The organism is Gordonia sp. VNK21 (assembly GCF_046098115.1).
In the GTDB taxonomy this organism is placed as follows: Bacteria; Actinomycetota; Actinomycetes; order Mycobacteriales; family Mycobacteriaceae; genus Gordonia.
The window spans coordinates 114,970-133,444 of the sequence record NZ_JBJURU010000005.1 but is presented as its reverse complement, the minus strand read 5'-3'; the positions used below and the strand labels follow the sequence as shown (position 1 = coordinate 133,444).

Genomic DNA, 18,475 nt, shown 5'->3' with positions numbered 1-18,475 from the left:
GATTCTGTATGACGGGGATACTGCTCGAGACAGATGCTTCGATCACCGGCGCCTCGATCGCCGGCGGATCGATCGCCGGCGGATCGATTACTGGGACCTCTCCGGTTCCCGTGCGGGCCGCCGCGCCGCCCGGGGCTCGCCGCACCGGCCGCAGCCGGCCACCGGACCTGGAGGCGGCCACCGCGGTGCGGGCGGCGGCTCTCGGCGCGCTGCAACGAGTACTGGAGGTCCTCGACGGCCGGCGGCCGCGCGGTCTGCTCAGCCGGTGCGTCGACGAACAGGTGCTCGCCCAGCTGACCGCGCTCATCCAGCATCGGGTGGTCGGTCCCGGTGACGACTGCGCCCGGCTGTGCCGGGTGCACGTGCAACTGCACGATGCGGCGCTGGCCGACTACTTCGGCTCCTATGTGCGCGGCGGACGGGTGCGGGCGGTGGCCGGACGGATGGAACTGCGGCCGGTGAGGGTCTCGCCGGCGGGCACCCTGCCGCGGAAGCTGGAGGACCGCTGGATCCTCACCGAGTTCGCCATCGTCTGACGATCGGTGCCCGGGTGCGCCGCCGCGGTGGCGAGTTCCACGAAATGCGCCGGGGCGCCTAACATCAACGTCATCATGGTCAACCGACTGTCGCCCGAAGCGGCGATGTACTACTTCCTGGACGGCCCGAACAGCAGTACCCACCTGGGTGTGCTGTTCGTGCTGGATCCGGGTGCGCGGGACAGCGGCACCGGCCCGCTCGACTACGGCCGGCTGGTCTCGCTGGTGGAGAACCGCCTCCAGCTGGTGCCGCGGTACCGGCAGGTGGTGGTCGAGGTGCCGCTGGGTCTGGCTCGGCCGCTCTGGGTGGACGACGTCGACTTCGACATCACCTACCACGTCCGGCTCTCGGCGCTGCCGCAGCCGGGCACCGACGAGCAGTTGCAGGAGCTGATCGCCCGGGTCATGTCGCGGAGTCTGGACCGGCGCCGTCCGCTGTGGGAGCTGAACCTGATCGAAGGTCTCTCCGGCGGCCGGATGGCGGTGCTGGTCAAGTCGCATCGGGCGCTCGTCGACGGCGAGGCGAACCGGGAACTGTCCGAGGTGCTCGCCGATCCGCGGCCGGATGCGCCGCCGCTACCCGAGGAACTGTGGTCTCCCGACAGCCGTCCGGGCGGTTCCGCGGTGGCCATGGGGGCGCTGGCCGAGGCCTTCGCCCGGCCCGGCGAAGTGGCCGACTCAGTGCTCCGGGGCAACGGCCCGGTGGCCGATCTGCTCGCCCTCACCGACCGGTCGGCGCGATTCGTCGGCTCGGCGGTGGGCAACCTGGTCAACAGCGCGCCGGACAGCCCGCTCAACAACACGGTGGGTGCGGCCCGACTGGTCACCTTCGCCACCATCGGCCGCGACGAGTGCCGAAAGGTGGCGGAGCGCTTCGAATGCAGCTTCACCGATGTGGTGCTGGGCATCGTGACCGGCGTGCTGCGGCGCTGGCTGCTCTCGATCCAGGAGACGGTGGGCCACGGGGAGACGGTGCGCGCGGTGCTGCCGCTGATCACCCGGGACCCGTCGGCCGGCGACGACCGGGCGGCCGCCGAGACCGCGGGCTGGACCTGCGAGGGCGAACAGGACTTCGTCACCGATCTGCCGGTGGGCGAGGACGCGCCGGCGGTGCGGCTCATGCAGGTGGCCGGACTGGCCGACCGCTACTCGCAGTCGACCCGCCGGATGACCTCCGGGGTGCGGCCGCTGCTGCCGGATCTGGGCATCGTGCCCTTCGCCGATGTCTCGGTGCGGGCCTTCAACCAGATCTTCCAGCGCTCCTACAACGTGCCGATCCGGATGTGCGGGCAGCCGGTGGCGCCCCGCTATCTCGGCGGCGTGCCGATCACCGACCTGTACGTCCTGCCCACCCTGCTGGCGCAGCGGGCGCTGGCGATCAGCGTCGTCGAGTACGGCGATCAGGTGCAGTTCGGTTTCGTCGCGGACCGTAATGTGCTCGGTGACCTGCCGGCCATGGCCGGGTACGTGGCCGAGTCCTTCGAAGAACTCGTCACCGGCGGCTTCCCGCCGGTGCGGCCGACGTCCGGATCCGCGGGCGCCGGTGACGGCGATCCGTCGCCGGGAGAGTGAGGCTGTGATGAGGGTCTACGCACCGGCCACCCTGGCGATGGTCGAGCAGTTGCTGGCCGGCGGTTCGTGGCGTCCGGTCTCGGGCACCGCGTTCGCGGTGACGCCCGCACTCCGGGAGAGCTACACCTCTGGCGACGACGAGGAACTGTCCGAGGTGGCGATGCGTGAGGCGGCCCGGGCCAGTCTGCGGCTGCTGGCCGCCGACGACCCGGCGGCCGCCACCGCCGACACCGCAGCAGACGGGGCCGCAGCGGACGGGGCCGCGGCGAACGGGCTACCGGTGCGCCGGGTGGTCGTCGTCGCCGAGGTCCCGGATGCGAAGGCGCGGCCGGATCTCGACGATGCGGTGGTCCGGCTGCCCGGTGAGGTGAGCCTGTCGCAGGTGGCCGCGGTGCATGTGGACGGCGCCGACGCGGAACCGGCCGTGCGGGCGGCGGTCGCGGTGATCGACGCGGCGGATCTGGGCGACGAGGATGCGGAACTGGCCGTCGGCGATGCCGAGGACCACGATCTGGGCTGGTACGCCACCCAGGAGCTGCCCTTCCTGCTCGAACTGCTGTGACCGGCGCGGCCCGTCGACGATTATTACGCAACCGTAGGTTACGGTAGCGTAGGTATTTGAGGCGCACGGGCGCCGACGACGATCGGAGGTCGAGATGACGTCGTGGATTCAGCGGCTCGCGCCGCCGGGCGCCGCTTCGGTGGCGGGCAGCCGGCGCGCGCAGATGGCCCGGGCCGCACTGGCCCGGGTGACCACCCCGCTGCTGCCGGACGACTACCTGCACCTGGCCAATCCGCTGTGGTCGGCCCGCGAACTGCGCGGCAAGGTGGTCTCGGTGACCACCGAGACCGCTGACAGTGCGACCATCGTCATCCGGCCCGGCTGGGGCTTCTCGTTCGACTACAGCGCCGGCCAGTACATCGGTATCGGCGTGCTGCTGCACGGCCGGTGGACCTGGCGCTCCTACTCGCTGACCAGCGTTCCGGACTCCTCGCACGGCGACAAGACGGTCGCGATCACGGTCAAGGCGATGCCCGAGGGCTATCTGTCCTCGCATCTGGTCAACGGCCTGGTGCCGGGCACCGTGGTGCGGCTGGCCGCGCCCTCCGGGGAGTTCGTGCTGCCCGAGCCGCTGCCGCCGAGGCTGTTGCTGGCCACGGCCGGCAGCGGTATCACGCCCATCATGTCGATGCTGCGGACCCTGCGCCGCCGGGGCGAGCGCAGCGACATCAAGGTGATCCACTCCGCCCCCACCGCCGACGACGTGCTCTTCGCCGAGGAGCTCGAGTCGATGGCCGCCGAGGGGCTGATCGACCTGACCCTGCGGCTCACCCGGGAGTCCGGCAAGCTCTCCGTCGACGACCTGGCCGCGGTCTGTCCCGACTTCCTCGAGCGGCAGACCTGGGCCTGCGGCCCCGGCGGCTTCCTGGACATGCTCACCGCCGCCTACGGCGACGACGACCGGCTCGAGCAGCTGCACATCGAGCGCTTCGCCCTCGAACGCGGCGCCAGCGACGCGCAGGGCGGCGTGATCACCTTCGGCACTCCCGACCGGCAGGTGGAGGCCGACGGCGCCACCACGCTGCTCGAGGCGGGGGAGCAGGCCGGCGTGCTGATGCCCTTCGGCTGCCGGATGGGCATCTGTCAGAGCTGCGTGGTGATGCTCGACAAGGGGGCGGTCCGGGATCTGCGGACCGGCGCCGAGCACATCGCCGGCGAGCGCGTCCAGACCTGCGTGACCGCCGCCGCCGGCGACTGCACCCTCGACGTCTGACGTCCGGCGCCGCCCCGTTCCCGAGACCGATTCCGGTTCCCGCGACTGATCGAACGGTCTCGGGAACCGGTTGTCGTCTGGGGGGTCGATGCTCCGGGGGCGGTTCGGCACGAAACGGTGCGAGGGCCCCTGGACAACCTACGGCGCCGTAACCTACGATTGCGTAAGTTACGCAATTGTAGGTAAAGGAGACGTCGTGGCGATCGCCGACATCCCGGAGTACGCGCACCTGACCGATGACGACGTGGAGGCCATCGCGGTCCGGCTCGATGCCATCCGCGCCGACGTGGAGGCCGACCGCGGCGAGCGCGACGCCCGCTACATCGCGCGGACCATCGCCTTTCAGCGGGGCCTGGAACTGACCGGACGCGCCCTGATCTTCGGATCGCGCAAGCGCAGCCTGTGGTGGGCCGGCGCCTCGGCGCTCGGTGTGGCCAAGATCGTCGAGAACATGGAACTCGGGCACAACGTGATGCACGGGCAGTGGGACTGGATGAACGATCCCGAGGTCCACTCGACCACCTGGGAGTGGGACAACACCGGCCCGAGCGCGCACTGGAAGCACCAGCACAACTTCATCCACCACAAGTACACCAACGTCCTCGGCATGGACGACGACGTGGGCTACGGCCTGCTGCGGGTGACCCGGGACCAGCGCTGGCGGCCGTTCTATCTGGGCAACCTGGTGTGGAACACGCTGCTCGCGGTGGGCTTCGAGTACGGCGTCGCCGCCCAGCACCTCGAACTCGGACGCAAGCGCAAGACCGAGGAGGACCGGGCCGAGCTGCGCGCCTCGCTGCGCGAGGTGGGCGCCAAGGTGGGCCGTCAGGCCGCCAAGGACTACGTGGTCCACCCGGCGATCGTCGGTGCGGCCACCCGCTCGCGCCGCGGTTTCCGCACGGCCCTGACCGCCAACGTGCTGGCCAACGTGATCCGCAATCTGTGGACCAATGCGGTGATCTTCTGCGGCCACTTCCCGGACGGCGCCGAGAAGTTCACCAAGCGGGACATGGAGACCGAGAGCCGCGGCGAGTGGTACCTGCGTCAGATGCTCGGCAGCGCCAACTTCCGGTCCGGCCCGGTGCTGGGCTTCATGAGCGGCAACCTCTCGTACCAGATCGAGCACCACATCTTCCCGGACCTGCCGAGCAACCGGCTCGCCGAGATCTCGGTGCGGGTGCAGGCGATCTGCGCCGATTACGACCTGCCGTACACCACCGGCTCGTTCCCGCTGCAGTACGCCAAGTCCTGGCGGACCATCGCCAAGCTGTCCCTGCCGGACAAGTACCTGACCGCCACCAAGGACGATGCCCCGGAGACCGCCTCGGAGCTGCGCTTCAAGACCGATCCGGAGCAGCGCCTGGTGGCCACCGTCGACCCGCGCAGCGGCCGCCGGCGCGGCCTCAAGTCGGCCATCCGCGGGCTGCGGGAACGCCGGCGCGGCGTCGCCCAGTTCCCCGCCCCGCGGCAGGAGCGCCGCGCAGCGTAACGTAGCGGGGGAGACGACCGAGGCCGGTACGTCTCACCGGGCACGATTTGCAGCGACGGGCATAATGAGCAGCGATGGCAATTTCGGACATCAATGAGTACGCGCACCTGACGGACGCCGATGTGGCGGCGCTCGGGGAGGAGCTCGACGCGCTGCGCCGGCGGATCGAGGCCGACCTCGGTGAGCGGGATGTCCGCTACCTGCACCGCACCATCGCCGCGCAGCGCGGACTGGAGGTGGCCGGCCGGCTCGCGCTGTTCGGCAGCAACCGGCGCTCGCTCTGGCTGCTCGGCGCCACGGCGCTGGCCCTGGCCAAGTGCATCGAGAACATGGAACTCGGGCACAACGTGATGCACGGCCAGTGGGACTGGATGAACGATCCCGAGATCCACTCCACCACCTGGGAGTGGGACATGGTGTGCGCGTCTCCGCACTGGAAGCACTCGCACAACTACATCCATCACAAGTACACCAACGTGATCGGCATGGATCACGACGTGGGGTACAAGATCCTGCGGGTGACCCGCGACGAGCCGTGGGAGCCGCGGCGGGCCTTCCAGCCGCTGTTCAACGTGCTGCTGGCGCTCACCTTCGAATGGGGTATCGCGCTGCACGACCTCGAACTCAAGGAGGTCGCCGCCGGACGCAAGTCCACACAGGAGGCGATCCCGCAGATCAAGCTCTTCCTGCGCAAGGCCGCTCGGCAGCTGGGCAAGGACTACCTGATCTACCCGGCGCTGACCGGTCGCAACTTCCGGCACACCCTGACCGCCAACCTGACCGCGAACCTGGCCCGCAACCTGTGGACCTATGTGGTGATCTTCTGCGGCCACTTCCCGGACGGTGCGGAGAAGTTCACCGCCGAGACCCTCGAGGACGAGACGCAGGGCCAGTGGTACCTGCGGCAGATGCTCGGCAGCGCCAATTTCCGGGCCGGGCCGGCGCTGGCCTTCATGAGCGGCAACCTCTCGTACCAGATCGAACACCACCTCTACCCGGATCTGCCGAGCAACCGGATGGCCGAGGTGTCGGTGGCGGTGCGGGAGCTGTGCGAGAAGTACGACCTCCCGTACAACACCGGCTCGCTGGGCATGCAGTATCTGCGCACCCTGCGGACCATCAACAAGCTCGCGCTTCCGGACCGCTTCCTGGTCGATTCGGCCGACGACGCCCCGGAGACCGCCTCCGAGCGCCGCTTCGCGGGGATGACGCCGCGGGCGTCCGGGCTCAAGACGGCCCTGCGCCGGCTGCGGGAGACCCGCCGGGAACGACGACGGGCGCGGGCCTGACCGGGCCGGGACGACCGATGGGCATCGACGGCGAGGTGAGCACCGGCGACGCGGCGGACGGGCGCGCCGACCAGCGGCGCAGCCTGCTGGGCGGACTCAACGACGGGGTGCGGCGGCTGGGCCGCCGCTACCACCACATCCGGCACAATCACCGGCTCGGCTGGGTGCTCCGCTATGTGACGATCGCGGTGGGCACGGTGGTCACTCTGGCCGGCATCGTCGCCATTCCGTACCCCGGTCCGGGCTGGGCCATCGTCTTCCTCGGTCTGCTGATCCTCTCGCAGGAGTTCGAGTGGGCCGCGAGGCTGCGGCTGGCCGTCATGAGCCGGCTCAACGCCTTCTACTCGCGCTACATCGACGGCAACCGCCTGGCGCAGGTGGTGCTGGGTGTGGCCACGTGCGCCATCGTCATCCTCACCGTCTGGCTGACCGGCTTCCTGGGTGTGATGGCCGGCTGGGTGGGCTGGGACGCGGACTGGCTGCGTTCCCCGTTCGCCTGAGCTCTGGGACCGTACGCGCCTGATCCGCAATGGGGAGAACTCCCCATTGCCGCCCGATATGCCGGTTCCTAGGCTCAGCATCATGATCTTGATCGTCGGCGGCGTCAGCGTACTGCTCTGGGTGTTCTGGGTCTGGGGACTCGCCGTCGAGCGGGTGTTGTCGGTGGTGCGCCGTCCGGCCCGGATCGCCGGGGCCGCACTCGTCGCGGCCCTGATGGCGGTCGCGGTGGCGGCCGGGGTGTGGCAGTACCTGCAGTCGGGCGGGCGGCACGTGGTCGTCGACGTGACGTACGCCGCCTTGACGGCGGCCGCTGCCGCCGTCGCATTCGCGGTGGTGACTGTGGCGCCGGTGCTGATCGTGCTGGCCGCCTTCGGTCTGCACCGCTGGTCGGCGGCCACCCGCGAGGAGTTCTGGCCGTACCTGTGGCGGGTGGGGGAGAGCGGTGAATCGGTCGACGAGGCCCGGCTCGCGTGGCTGCTCGCCGCCGCCGACCTCGACGACGCCAGGGACAGGCTGGTGCGGAGGCTCAATCGTGACGAAGGCACCGTTATGCAGAACGGTATCCGCGTACCGGCGGTGACGGCGGCGATGATCCCGGAGGAGGTGGTCCGGGACGCACTCGAGCAGGCCTGGCGCGCCGATCTGACCTACCGGCGGTATGCGGCGCTCTACGGGGTGCGGGCGGCGACTGCGCTCCTCGATGCCGACTGCGGCGCGATCTACCGGTGGCTCGAGGACTATCAGGTCTACCGGGGGCCGGGGCCGCGGGAGGTCAAGGTCTACCTGATGACCGGTCCGCGGAGGGAACTCGTGCAGCAGGTCGTCGCCGCGGCGAACCTGAGCGGCACGTTCGGCGGTATCGGGGCCGGCCGCACCGCCGAACCGGCGGGCCTGCGCGAGTAGCCGCACCCGGCCGCTGCCCTACGGGGTGGGCTCGACCGGTTCGTCGGTTTCGGAGCCGGTGTCGCGGACCGCGGCGAGCAGCTCCCGGACGGCCATCGCGCGCCGATACGAGCTTCCGGTGAGCGCGTCGAGGGAGCATTCCGGATCGGCCGGCGGACCCAGATGGGTGCACCCGCGCGGACAGTCCGCCACCGCCTCGCGCAGGTCGCCGAAGGCATCGACGATCTCGTCCGGCGTCACATGCGCCAGCCCGAAGGACCGGATTCCCGGGGTGTCGACCACCCAGCCCCGGTCCCCGCGCCGCCCGCCGGGCAGCGGCAGCGCCACCGACTGGGTGGAGGTGTGCCGGCCCTTGCCGACGCCGGAGACCCGTCCGACCGCCCGATCCGCGTCCGGCACAAGCCGATTGACCAGCGTGGACTTGCCGACACCGGAGTGCCCGATCAGGGCGGTGAGCCGGCCGTCGAGCCGCTCCTGCAGTTCGGCCAGGCCGTCGTCGCGACCGCCGAGCACCACCGGCAGCTCCAGATCGGCGAAGTGCGCGGCGAACCCGGCGGGGTCGGCCAGATCCGATTTGGTCAGGCACAGGATCGGCGACAGGCCGCCGGCGTAGGCGGCGGCCAGCGCCCGTTCGACGAAGCCGGTGCGCGGCGGCGGATCGGCCAGGGCGGTGACGATCAGCAACTGGTCGGCGTTGGCCACGACGATCCGCTCATACGGATCGGTGTCGTCGGCGGTGCGCCGCAGCACCGTCGACCGCTCGGCGACCCGCACGATCCGGGCCAGGGTGTCGGGCCGGCCCGACAGGTCGCCCACCACGTCCACCCGGTCGCCCACGACGATCGGGGTGCGGCCCAGCTCGCGGGCCCGCATGGTCACCACCGGCCGCTCCGGATCTCCGTCGAGCACGCAGCCCCACCGGCCGCGATCCACCGACACCACCATCGCGCTGTGCGCGTCCTTGTGACTCGGCCGGGTCTTGGTGCGCGGCCGGGTGCCCTTGCCCGGACGGATCCGGACATCGGATTCGTCGTAGGACCGCGCCGAGCGGCTCACCGGTCGTGTTCCCCGATCATCGCGGCCCACATGCCCGGAAAGTCCGGCAGCGTCTTGCCGGTGGTGGCGATGTCCTGGACGGACGTGCCCGGCACCAGAAGTCCCAGCAGCGCACCGGCGGTGGCCATCCGGTGGTCGGCGTAGCTGTGCCACAGGGCGGGCCGCAGATCGCCGGCCGGCACGCCGGTGATCTGCAGGCCGTCGGCGGTCTCGACGCACAGGCCCCCGATCCGGCCGATCTCGGTGGTGAGCGCGGCCAGCCGGTCGGTCTCGTGGCCGCGCAGATGCGCGATGCCGCGCAGCGTGGAGGTGCCGTCGGCGACCACGCACAGCGCGGCGATGGTCGGCGTCAGCTCGCCGATCGCCCGCAGGTCCAGATCCACCGCGGCCGGCCGCTGCGGGCCCTGCACGGTGAGCAGACCGTCGGCCGATCGCGTTGCGGTGCAACCCATCCGGGTCAGTACGTCGACGATCTGCGCCCCCGGCTGGGTGGTGTGTTCCGGCCAGCGCGGCACGCTGACGGTGCCGCCGGTGGCCGCGGCGGCCGCCAGGAAGGCGGCGGCGTTGGACAGATCCGGTTCCACCGTGGTGTCCACGGCGCGGATGGGGCCGGGCGCCACCTGCCAGCGGCTCGCCACCCCGTCCGGACCCGCCGAGACGGTCACGGGCACCCCGGCTGCGCCCAGCATGTCGACGGTCATGTCGATGTGCGGCATCGACGGCACCGGCGGCCCCTGGTGGGTGATGGTGACCCCGTCGGTGAACCGCGCGGCGGAGAGCAGCAGCCCGGACACGAACTGCGACGAGGCCGAGGCGTCGATGGTGACCGGTCCGCCGCGCAGGGCGCCGGTGCCGTGCACGGTGAACGGCAGGGCGTCGCCGTCGACGGCGGCGCCGAGCTCGCGCAGCGCGCCCAGCACGGTGCCCAGCGGCCGGCTGCGGGCCTGCTCGTCGCCGTCGAAGTCCACCCGGCCGTCGGCCAGGGCCGCCACCGCCGGCAGGAATCGCATCACGGTGCCGGCCAGCCCGCAGTCGATCCGGCCGCCGTGCAGCGGGGCCGGAGTGATCGTCACCAGCGTGGGATCGCCGGGATCGGCGGCCACCCCCACTCCGAGGGCGGCCAGACCGTCGAGCATCAGGTCGGTGTCCCGGCTGCGCAGGGTGCCGGCCACCTGTACCGGGCCGTCGGCGAGGGCCGCCAGGATCAGTGCGCGGTTGGTGATCGACTTGGAGCCGGGCAGTTCGACGGTGGCGACGACGGGTGCGGTGACAGACGGTGCCGGCCAGGAGTTCATGGCCCCCAGTCTCTCATGCACCGTTTCTCATCCGCCCCGGTCCGGCCCGGTGCGGCTCAGTCGCCGCGCACGTCGCGGCGCAGCGGGTGATCGGCGGGGATCTGCACCAGGATCAGCGACCGCCCGTCCGGATCGTGCACCGTCATCTCGATCAGCCCCCACGGTTTGGTCTCCGGTTCGGCGACGATCGGCACACCCGCCGCGGCGAGCTCGTCGCGGGCGGCGGCCACATCGCGGACCTGCAGCCACAGCACGTCCGCCGGGGCGGTGGCGGCATCGGCGCGCAGGTGAGCCGGCACCTCGATGATCCCGTTGCCGGCGTAGAAGACGGTGCCGCCCGGGTACTCCCGGGCCACCGGCAGACCCAGGGTCCGACGGTAGAAGGCGGTCAGGGCATCCGGGTCGGCGGACACCAGAAGTGTTCGGCTGGTGACGATCTCCACCCGACCAGCCTACGATCCGGCGGCGCCGGCGGTTCGGTACATTTCAGGTTCCACCCGTCGCCGCTCGCGCGGCGCGCCCGAGGAGAGTCGAGGAGACCGCCCATGATCGCCGCCCGCCACCGTCTGCTCATGCTGCCGCTCGCGGCCGCCGCCGCTCTGCTGCTGGGCGCCTGCGGCGACGACTCGTCGGACGATTCCGCGGCCGCCTCGACCACCCCGTCCTCGGGCGAGGGCACCTTCCTGCAGATCCTGCAGGCCTCGGGCGTGGACATCAGCGACCGCGACGCCCTGATCGCCGAGGGCAAGCAGATCTGCGCCGACCTGAAGGCCGGCACGCCGATCACCGAGGTGATCGACGGCCAGGGGCAGGACGCGGTCCGATCGGCGGCCATGTCCAGCGCCGCGGTCGTCGGCCTGTGCCCGGATCAGCAGGACAAGCTCCTGCCCAGCAACGTGCCGTCGGGGATGCCGACGCTGCCGAGCCAGTAGGTTCCGGTCATGGTCGCCGCCAGCGCCGGACTGCTGCTCTACCGCCGTGGGGCCGGCGGGCTGGAGGTGCTCTTGGTGCATCCGGGCGGACCGTTCTGGAAGAACAAGGATGCCGGGGCCTGGAGCCTCCCGAAGGGAGAGCTGACCGCCGGTGAGGACCCGGCCGCCGCCGCGCGGCGGGAGTTCGCCGAGGAGACCGGCCATCGCGCGCCGGCCGGACCGTTGCGCGAACTCGGTGAGATCCGTCAGCGCGGCGGGAAGACGGTCACCGGGTTCGCCGCCGAAGGCGACCTGGATCCGGAGACGCTGCGCAGCAACACCTTCGAGATGATCTGGCCGCCGCGCTCGGGGCGGCTCGCGGTGTTCCCGGAATGCGACCGCGGGCAGTGGTTCGGCCTGGCCGAGGCCGCCGAGCGGATCAATCCGGCGCAGGCCGCATTCCTCGACCGGCTGCGCGCACAGGTGACCGACGCCGGGCCACCCGCCGGCTGACGGTCCGGACCGGCCGTTCGGCCCGGACGATGCGCGCGGATCGGCTACTGTCGATGGGCTATCGCCCCGCGCGCACGGTCCGCGGCGGGGCTCGGGTGGGGAGGAGACCGGCGATGGCTCAGTCGGAGGGAACCGGCGGCGCCGCGGCGAGCGGCGGCGGGCACGGGAGGACCGGCCCGACGGCGCCGGGCAAGGGCTCGGTGGGGGTGGCCGCGGCCACCGCGATCGGGGTCGGCGGCATGATGGGCGCCGGGCTGTACACCCTGGTGGGGCTGGCAGCCGGCTCGGCCGGCGTCTGGCTGCCGGTGTCCTTCCTGGTGGGCGGTCGGTCTCGCTCTTCAGCGTCTACTCGTACGCCAAACTCGGGGCACGCTATCCCAGCCGCGGCGGGGCCGCGGAGTTCCTCATCCGCTGCTTCGGCGACGGTCTGATCGCCGGCGGACTCAACGTCTTCCAGTTCCTGGGCTGGATCATCGCGATGGCGCTCTACGCCAGCGGCTTCTCCGGCTATGTGCTCCACCTGGTCGGCGGCACCGACAACGAGTGGGTCGGCAAAGCGGTCGGGGTGGGACTGGTTCTGGTCCTGATGGGGGTCAACGTGATCGGCTCCAAGCTGGTCGGCCGGTCCGAGCTGCTGGTGGTGGGCGTGGAACTGGTCATCATCGTCGGGTTCGTCGTCGCCGCCTCCTTGAAGGCCGAGCCGGACCGTTTCACCGGTCAGGGCGGTGGGGACGGCTTCCTCGGTGTGCTCTTCGCGGCCGGGCTGCTCTACGTCACCTACGAGGGCTTCGGCGTGGTGACGAACTCGGCGGGCGACATGGCCCGGCCGCGCAAGCAGCTCCCGCGATCGATGTACCAGGCGCTGGCGATCGTCATGCTGGTGTACGTGGTGGTGGCCGCGATGCTGGTGATGGTGATGCCGTTGCACCAGATCGACGCCGATGCCGGCCACGTGCTGGCCGAGGCCGGACGGTCGGTGCTCGGCGAGACCGGTTTCATCATCATCAGTGTCGCCGCCCTGCTGGCCACCGCCTCCGGGGTCAACGCCACCCTGTACGGCGATGCCAACCTGGCCTTCACCGTCGCCAAAGAGGGGGAGCTGCCCGCCGACTTCGCGCGCGGGATCTGGCGCAGCGGCACCTGGGGCCTGATCGGTGCGGGCGTGCTCACCTGTGCCTTCGTCGTCTTCTTCCCGCTCTCGTCGGTGGGTCAGATGGCCAGCCTGGCCTTCCTGATCGTGTACGGCATGGTCAGCGCCGGCCATCTGCGCGTGCACAGGGAGACCGGGGCGCATCCGGCCATTCTGATCGTCGCGGTACTGCTCAATCTGGCGCTGTTCGCGCTGCTGCTCTATTACTCGATCACCTCGAGTCCGGCGAGCACGTGGATCACGCTGATCGCGGTGCTGGTGCTCAGCTTCGCGGCCGAAGCCGGCTACCGCAGGATCACCGGCCGGCACCTGCGGATCAGTCAGGCCTCGCTCGACGCCGAGGCGGCGGTCACCGACGGCTGATCCGTCGCGGGCACTCCGGATCGGGTAGCGCAGCGGGGCCTGGCGCCGACGTGCGCTACCGGATCGAGTCCTGAATCGAGTCAGCCCAGCGAGGCCATCAGCTCGCCGAGCCGTTCGAGGCCCAGCGCCAGCTGATCGTCGGCGGTGGCATAGGACAGCCGCACGTACCGCTCGGCCCCGGCCTCCCCGAAGTCCTTGCCCGGGGTCAGCGCGACCCGTGCCCGATCGAGCGCCAGCTCGCAGAACTCGGAGGCGGTCAGCCCGGTGCCGGCGACGTCGACGTACACGTAGAACGCGCCGTCCGGCAGCACCGGCACCGGCAGCCCGATCCGCGCCAGTGCCTCGCAGACCAGCGTGCGGCGTTCGCGCAGCACCGCGCGCCGGTCCTCGGCCAGGGCGATCGTCTCCGGGTCGAAGCAGGTCAGCGCCGCGATCTGGGCGGGGGTCGGCGGGCAGATGTAGTAGTTCTGCGCGAGCTTCTCGGCCACCGGCACCATCTCCGGCGGCAGCACCGCCCAGCCCAGCCGCCAGCCGGTCAGCCCGAAGTACTTGGAGAAGCTGTTGACCACCACCGCGCCCGGATCGTGCTGCGCCACGCTGCGCGCCGGACCACCCGGCCCGTCGTCGGCCAGCGCCAGATAGATCTCGTCGACGATGCGCCAGCCGCCGCGGCCGGCCACCCGCGCGGTGAGCTCGGTCAGTTCCGGCCAGGCCAGGCTGGTGCCGGTGGGATTGGACGGGGAGGCCACCATCACCCCGCGGGTGTCGGGTCCCCAGGCGTCGTCGACCATGTCCGCGGTCAGCTGGAAGCGGCTGGCGGCATCGGTGGGCAGCAGCCGTACCCGCGCGCCGAAGCTATCGGCGAAACGCCGGTTGCACGGATACGACGGATCGGCCACCAGCACCTCGTCGCCCGGATCGATCAGCGCCGCGCAGGCCAGCAGCAGAGCCGCCGACGCCCCGGTGGTCACCACCACCCGGTCCGGATCCACCGGTGCGTGCAGCCGGCTCGCCGAGAACTGTGCGATCGCCGCCCGCAGTTCCGGCAGCCCCAGTGCGCCGGTGTACGGCAGGGGCCGTCCGTCGCAGATCCGGCGCACCTGCGCCAGGAAGGCCGGCGGCGCACCGAAGTCCGGCTCGCCGATGTTCAGTTTGACCACCGGGATGCCGGCGGCCTCGAGCGCGGCGGCCTTCTTCCCGAACTCCATCGCGTAGAACGGGGTGACGGCCTGCGAGCGCGCGGAGAACTTCATGGCTCAACCCTAGGCCGCGCGCCCCGGCGGGCGGCCACCGTGGGGGAGGACCCTGAGTTGTTCCCCATTTCCACTGCTGAACCGTGCTTTCCGGCGCCCGGTCCGGCACGGTGGAGACATGAGTACCTCAACCCAGGACAAGTCCTCCGGCACCTCGATCTGGACGATCATCGCAATCGTGGTCGGCGTGCTGGTGCTGGCCTCGCTGGCCGGCGCCATCATCAAGAGCGTGCTGTGGATCGCCTTCGTCGTGCTCGCGGTGGTCGGTGCCTTCACCGTGATCAAGGCCTTCGGCGGCAAGTAGCGGCCGGTGAGGCGTTAGCGTGGACGGCGTGCCCGCTGAACCGACCGCCGACGACGTCCGCACCCGGCTGGGCGCGATCGTCGGCACCGCACACGTGCTGACCGACCCGGATCTGACCGCCGGCCACCTCACCGACTGGACCGGTGCGCACACCGGGCGCGCGCTGGCCGTGGTCCGGCCCGCCGACACCGCGCAGACCGCCGCGGTGGTCCGCTGGTGCGCCGGGCGCGGCATCGCGATCTGCCCGCAGGGCGGCAACACCGGCCTGGTCGGCGGCTCCGTCCCGCCGGCCGACGGCAGGCCCGCAGTCGTCCTGTCGACCACCCGGCTCACCGATCTGGGGCCGGTGGACCATGACGATCGCTGCATCGCCGCCGGCGCCGGGGTCACCCTGGCCCGGCTGCACGACGCCGCCGGCCGGGCCGGGCTGGCCTTCGGTGTGGATCTGGCGGCCCGCGACAGCGCCACCGTGGGCGGGCTGATCGCCACCAATGCCGGGGGCATCCACGTCATCCGGTACGGCAGCATGCGTGCGCAGCTGCTCGGCATCGAGGCCGTCCTCGCCTCCGGTGAGGTGCTGCGGCGCTGGCGGCCGCTGCGCAAGGACAACGTCGGCTACGACCTGCCCGGCCTGCTGGCCGGCAGCGAGGGCACCCTGGCGGTGATCACCGCGGCGCTCCTGCGGCTGGTCGCCGCCCCGGCGCGCACCGCGGTCGCGGTGGCCGGCGTGGCCGGGGTCGACCAGGCGCGGCAGGTGGTGGCCGCCGTGGAGAACGCCGGACTGGTGCCGGTGGCCGCCGAGCTGATGACCGCGGCCGGGGTGGACCTGTTGACCGCCCACGGAATGCGGCGCCCGCTGGCCGAACCGGCCCCGTATCTGGTGCTGGTGGAGGCGGCCGGGACCGGTGCCGAAGGTCTGGCGCAGGTCCTGGCCGGGGTGGACGGGCTGATCGACGCCGCCGTCGAGGAGGGGCCCGCGGAGGCGCTGTGGGCGGTGCGCGAGGGGCACACCGAGGCGATCGCCCGGGCGAGCGGCACCCCGGTGGTCAAACTGGACGTCTCGGTGCCCGGCGGCGCCGTGGCCGAGCTGTTGGACCGGGTCGGGGCGCTGGCCGGGCAGGCCGGCGGACGGCTGATCCCGTTCGGCCACCTGGCCGACGGCAACCTGCACGTCAACGTGCTCGACGTACCCGTGCCGGCCGCGGCCGGACTGACCGATGCGATCCTGCGGGCGGTGGCCGGGCTCGGCGGATCCATCAGCGCCGAACACGGGGTGGGCCGGATCAAGACGCCGTGGCTCGGCCTGGGCCGCAGCGATGCGGACGTGGCGGTGATGCGCGCGGTCAAATCCGCCTTCGACCCGGACGGCCTGCTCAACCCCGGTGTGCTTTTCGGGTGATCGACGTTACTGTGGAATCGGGTCACAGTTAGTTTCGGGGGTATCGCCGACGGGCAGGAGTGGATTCGATGGACGACGACGGACGCGGCCGGCTCGATCACGAGGTGCTGATCGTGGGCGCGGGCTTCGGCGGCATGGGCGCGGCCATCGCACTGAAAGAGCTCGGCATCGACTCGATCGCGATCCTCGAACGCGAGCAGGATCTGGGCGGCACCTGGCATGTCAACCATTACCCGGGACTGGCGGTGGACATCGCCTCGGTCACCTACTCGTACTCGTTCGAACCCAACCCGCACTGGTCGCGGATCTTCGCGCCCGGCGCCGAACTCAAGCAGTACGCCGACCACGTCGCCGACACCTACGATCTGCGCCGGCACATGGAGTTCGGCGTGAGCGTCACCAGCGCCGAATGGGACGAGCAGGCACGCTGCTGGCGGGTCCGCACGGCCGCCGGCGCCGAACACAGCGCGCGCTACCTGGTGACCGCCACCGGTTTCCTGTCTCAGCCGCGCACCCCCGACTTTCCCGGGATGGACGACTTCGCCGGGAAGATCATCCACACCACCGCCTGGGAGGACGGCTACGACTTCACCGGCCTCCGCGCCGCGGTCGTCGGCACCGGCGCGACCGCGGTGCAGTTGATCCCGGAGATCGCCCGCCGGGCCCGGGCGCTGACGGTGTTCCAGCGCACGCCCATCTGGGTGGTCCCCAAACCGGACTTCCCGATCCCCGCTCCGGTCCAAACCCTGTTCGCCCGGGTGCCGCTGACCCAGAAGGCGGCCCGGCTGGTCAGCACCTCGCTGCTCGAACTGCTGATGATCGGCGGCGTGCTGCACTTCAAGCAGGCCCGGCTGGGCAATGCCGCGGCCGCCCTGCTGGGCCGGGCCCATCTGCGGGCGCAGGTCCGCGACGCGGCCACCCGGCGTGCGCTCACCCCGGACTACGACTTCGGCTGCAAGCGGCCAACCTTCTCCAACGACTACTTCCGCACCTTCAACCAGCCGACGGTCACCCTGCAGACCTCGCCCATCGAGAAGGTGGTGGCCGACGGCATCGTCACCGCCGACGGCACCCACGTTCCGATCGACACCCTGGTGCTGGCCACCGGATTCAACCTGTGGGACACCAACTTCCCGGCCTTCGAGATCACCGGCCGCGGCGGCCGGGAGCTCGGCGCCTGGTGGCGGTCCGGGCGCTTCCAGGCCTACCAGGGCATCACCGTCCCGCGATTCCCCAACTTCCTGAGCCTGAACAGCCCGTACTCGTACAGCGGACTGTCGTACTTCACCACCATCGAGGGGCAGATGAAGCACATCCGCCGGCTCTTCACCGAACTCCGCCGTCGCGGTGCGGACGTCTTCGAGGTCACCGAACAGGCCAACGACGACTTCCTCGCCGATGCCACCGAGCGGCTGCAGTCCTCGGTCTTCTACGCCGGCGACTGCACGGGCTCGCGCAGCTACTACTTCAACCAGCACGGCGAAGCCACCCTGCTGCGGCCCAACGCCACCCTGACCACACTCCGCGAGCAGGCCTCGTTCCCGCTCGAGGACTACCGCTATTCGGCGGCCGGGCCCACCTCGTAGACCAGCCGCGCGAACGGGCCGACGGCCTCGGCGGACACCAGCCGCAGCCGATCCGGTCCCACCCGGCGCGGCAGCAGCGGGGCACCGCCGGGCAGCGCCGCCGGGGCCACCGAGACGGCGATGCGGTCGAGGGCGCCGGCATCGAGGAACTGGCCGGCCAGGTCACCGCCGCCCATCACCCAGATGTCCGCGCCGCCGGCCGCAGCCCGCAGCCGGGGCAGCGCATCGGCGACCGGGCCGGACACGAGGGTGATGTCGGCGCCGTCGGGAATCGGCAGTGCGCGGCTGCTGAACACGAACGTGTGCTTGCCGGCGTACCACTCCTGCCAGCGCTCGGGGCGGGTCAGCAGATCCTCGTGCCGCAGCACCCATTCGTAGGTGTGCGAGCCCATCACCAGCACCGTCGCCGACTCCGGGTAGGTGCCCTCCGGAGGCTCGTCGCCGCCCGGAACCGCGAACAGCCAGTCCAGGCTGTCCTGCTCGTCGGCGATCCAGCCGTTGAGGGTGGTCGCGGTGTCGTAGACGATCCGGCTCATGTCCGACAACGGTAGAGCACCGGTCCGACACCGGGGCGGCCGCC

General features: G+C 71.4%; 19 protein-coding genes. 14 read left to right on the top strand and 5 right to left on the bottom strand.

The window, feature by feature from the left end:
- Positions 1-8: 8 nt before the first annotated feature.
- The 8 genes from ACJMNC_RS07460 (at position 9) to ACJMNC_RS07425 (ending at position 8,065) form a co-directional block, all read left to right on the top strand.
- Positions 9-536 (top strand): Rv3235 family protein, encoded by a 528-nt coding sequence (locus ACJMNC_RS07460; RefSeq protein WP_408947310.1) that lies wholly within the window; start codon positions 9-11, stop codon positions 534-536.
- 75 nt (positions 537-611) lie between these two features.
- A complete protein-coding gene (locus tag ACJMNC_RS07455) occupies positions 612-2,108 on the top strand; it encodes a wax ester/triacylglycerol synthase family O-acyltransferase (protein WP_408947309.1) in 1,497 nt (498 codons plus the stop codon).
- Positions 2,109-2,115: 7 nt separating this feature from the next.
- Positions 2,116-2,670, top strand: coding sequence for a DUF6912 family protein (locus ACJMNC_RS07450; protein WP_408947308.1), 555 nt, complete (start codon positions 2,116-2,118; stop codon positions 2,668-2,670).
- Positions 2,671-2,764: 94 nt separating this feature from the next.
- The gene (locus ACJMNC_RS07445; protein WP_408947307.1) at positions 2,765-3,883 is read left to right on the top strand and encodes a ferredoxin reductase; all 1,119 of its coding nucleotides are present in this window, start codon (positions 2,765-2,767) and stop codon (positions 3,881-3,883) included.
- Between the two features lie 196 nt (positions 3,884-4,079).
- Positions 4,080-5,372 carry a fatty acid desaturase family protein gene (locus tag ACJMNC_RS07440; protein WP_408947306.1) on the top strand — a complete coding sequence of 431 codons (1,293 nt, stop codon included), beginning with the start codon at positions 4,080-4,082 and terminating at the stop codon, positions 5,370-5,372.
- Positions 5,373-5,446: 74 nt separating this feature from the next.
- Complete coding sequence (locus ACJMNC_RS07435) at positions 5,447-6,661, top strand: fatty acid desaturase family protein (protein ID WP_408947305.1); 1,215 nt, start codon at positions 5,447-5,449, stop codon at positions 6,659-6,661.
- Between the two features lie 17 nt (positions 6,662-6,678).
- Positions 6,679-7,161 carry a TIGR02611 family protein gene (locus ACJMNC_RS07430; protein WP_408947304.1) on the top strand — a complete coding sequence of 161 codons (483 nt, stop codon included), beginning with the start codon at positions 6,679-6,681 and terminating at the stop codon, positions 7,159-7,161.
- Positions 7,162-7,243: 82 nt separating this feature from the next.
- The gene (locus tag ACJMNC_RS07425) at positions 7,244-8,065 is read left to right on the top strand and encodes a hypothetical protein (RefSeq protein ID WP_408947303.1); all 822 of its coding nucleotides are present in this window, start codon (positions 7,244-7,246) and stop codon (positions 8,063-8,065) included.
- An 18-nt stretch (positions 8,066-8,083) separates the two neighbouring features.
- Here ACJMNC_RS07425 and rsgA read toward each other — a convergent pair whose 3' ends face one another.
- Genes rsgA through ACJMNC_RS07410 form a run of 3 tightly spaced genes read right to left on the bottom strand, consistent with a single transcriptional unit; the run spans position 8,084 to position 10,859 of the window.
- Entirely contained in the window at positions 8,084-9,121 is a 1,038-nt protein-coding gene (gene rsgA / locus ACJMNC_RS07420; protein ID WP_408947302.1) for a ribosome small subunit-dependent GTPase A, read from the bottom strand.
- A complete protein-coding gene (aroA, locus tag ACJMNC_RS07415; RefSeq protein WP_408947301.1) occupies positions 9,118-10,416 on the bottom strand; it encodes a 3-phosphoshikimate 1-carboxyvinyltransferase in 1,299 nt (432 codons plus the stop codon). The genes rsgA and aroA overlap by 4 nt, the downstream gene beginning before the upstream one ends.
- A gap of 56 nt (positions 10,417-10,472) precedes the next feature.
- Positions 10,473-10,859 carry a VOC family protein gene (locus ACJMNC_RS07410; protein WP_408947300.1) on the bottom strand — a complete coding sequence of 129 codons (387 nt, stop codon included), beginning with the start codon at positions 10,857-10,859 and terminating at the stop codon, positions 10,473-10,475.
- A 102-nt stretch (positions 10,860-10,961) separates the two neighbouring features.
- On the opposite strand from ACJMNC_RS07410, the gene ACJMNC_RS07405 reads away from it, so the two are divergent.
- The 3 genes from ACJMNC_RS07405 (at position 10,962) to ACJMNC_RS07395 (ending at position 13,353) form a co-directional block, all read left to right on the top strand.
- Positions 10,962-11,348: a DUF732 domain-containing protein gene (locus tag ACJMNC_RS07405; RefSeq protein ID WP_408947299.1), complete on the top strand. Its 387-nt coding sequence runs from the start codon at positions 10,962-10,964 to the stop codon at positions 11,346-11,348.
- Positions 11,349-11,357: 9 nt separating this feature from the next.
- Entirely contained in the window at positions 11,358-11,840 is a 483-nt protein-coding gene (locus tag ACJMNC_RS07400; protein WP_408947298.1) for an NUDIX domain-containing protein, read from the top strand.
- A 295-nt stretch (positions 11,841-12,135) separates the two neighbouring features.
- Positions 12,136-13,353: an APC family permease gene (locus tag ACJMNC_RS07395; protein WP_408947394.1), complete on the top strand. Its 1,218-nt coding sequence runs from the start codon at positions 12,136-12,138 to the stop codon at positions 13,351-13,353.
- An 80-nt stretch (positions 13,354-13,433) separates the two neighbouring features.
- On the opposite strand, the gene ACJMNC_RS07390 is transcribed toward ACJMNC_RS07395, so the two are convergent.
- Positions 13,434-14,606 (bottom strand): aminotransferase class I/II-fold pyridoxal phosphate-dependent enzyme, encoded by a 1,173-nt coding sequence (locus ACJMNC_RS07390; protein ID WP_408947297.1) that lies wholly within the window; start codon positions 14,604-14,606, stop codon positions 13,434-13,436.
- A 118-nt stretch (positions 14,607-14,724) separates the two neighbouring features.
- Between ACJMNC_RS07390 and ACJMNC_RS07385 the strand changes: the two genes are divergently transcribed.
- The 3 genes from ACJMNC_RS07385 (at position 14,725) to ACJMNC_RS07375 (ending at position 17,895) form a co-directional block, all read left to right on the top strand.
- Complete coding sequence (locus tag ACJMNC_RS07385; protein WP_408947296.1) at positions 14,725-14,910, top strand: hypothetical protein; 186 nt, start codon at positions 14,725-14,727, stop codon at positions 14,908-14,910.
- Positions 14,911-14,938: 28 nt separating this feature from the next.
- Positions 14,939-16,309 (top strand): FAD-binding oxidoreductase, encoded by a 1,371-nt coding sequence (locus tag ACJMNC_RS07380; RefSeq protein WP_408947295.1) that lies wholly within the window; start codon positions 14,939-14,941, stop codon positions 16,307-16,309.
- Between the two features lie 68 nt (positions 16,310-16,377).
- On the top strand, positions 16,378-17,895 hold the full coding sequence (locus ACJMNC_RS07375; RefSeq protein ID WP_408947294.1) for a flavin-containing monooxygenase: 1,518 nt from the start codon (positions 16,378-16,380) through the stop codon (positions 17,893-17,895).
- Here ACJMNC_RS07375 and ACJMNC_RS07370 read toward each other — a convergent pair.
- Positions 17,868-18,431: a dihydrofolate reductase family protein gene (locus tag ACJMNC_RS07370; RefSeq protein WP_408947293.1), complete on the bottom strand. Its 564-nt coding sequence runs from the start codon at positions 18,429-18,431 to the stop codon at positions 17,868-17,870. The genes ACJMNC_RS07375 and ACJMNC_RS07370 overlap by 28 nt on opposite strands.
- Between the last annotated feature and the right edge of the window lie 44 nt (positions 18,432-18,475).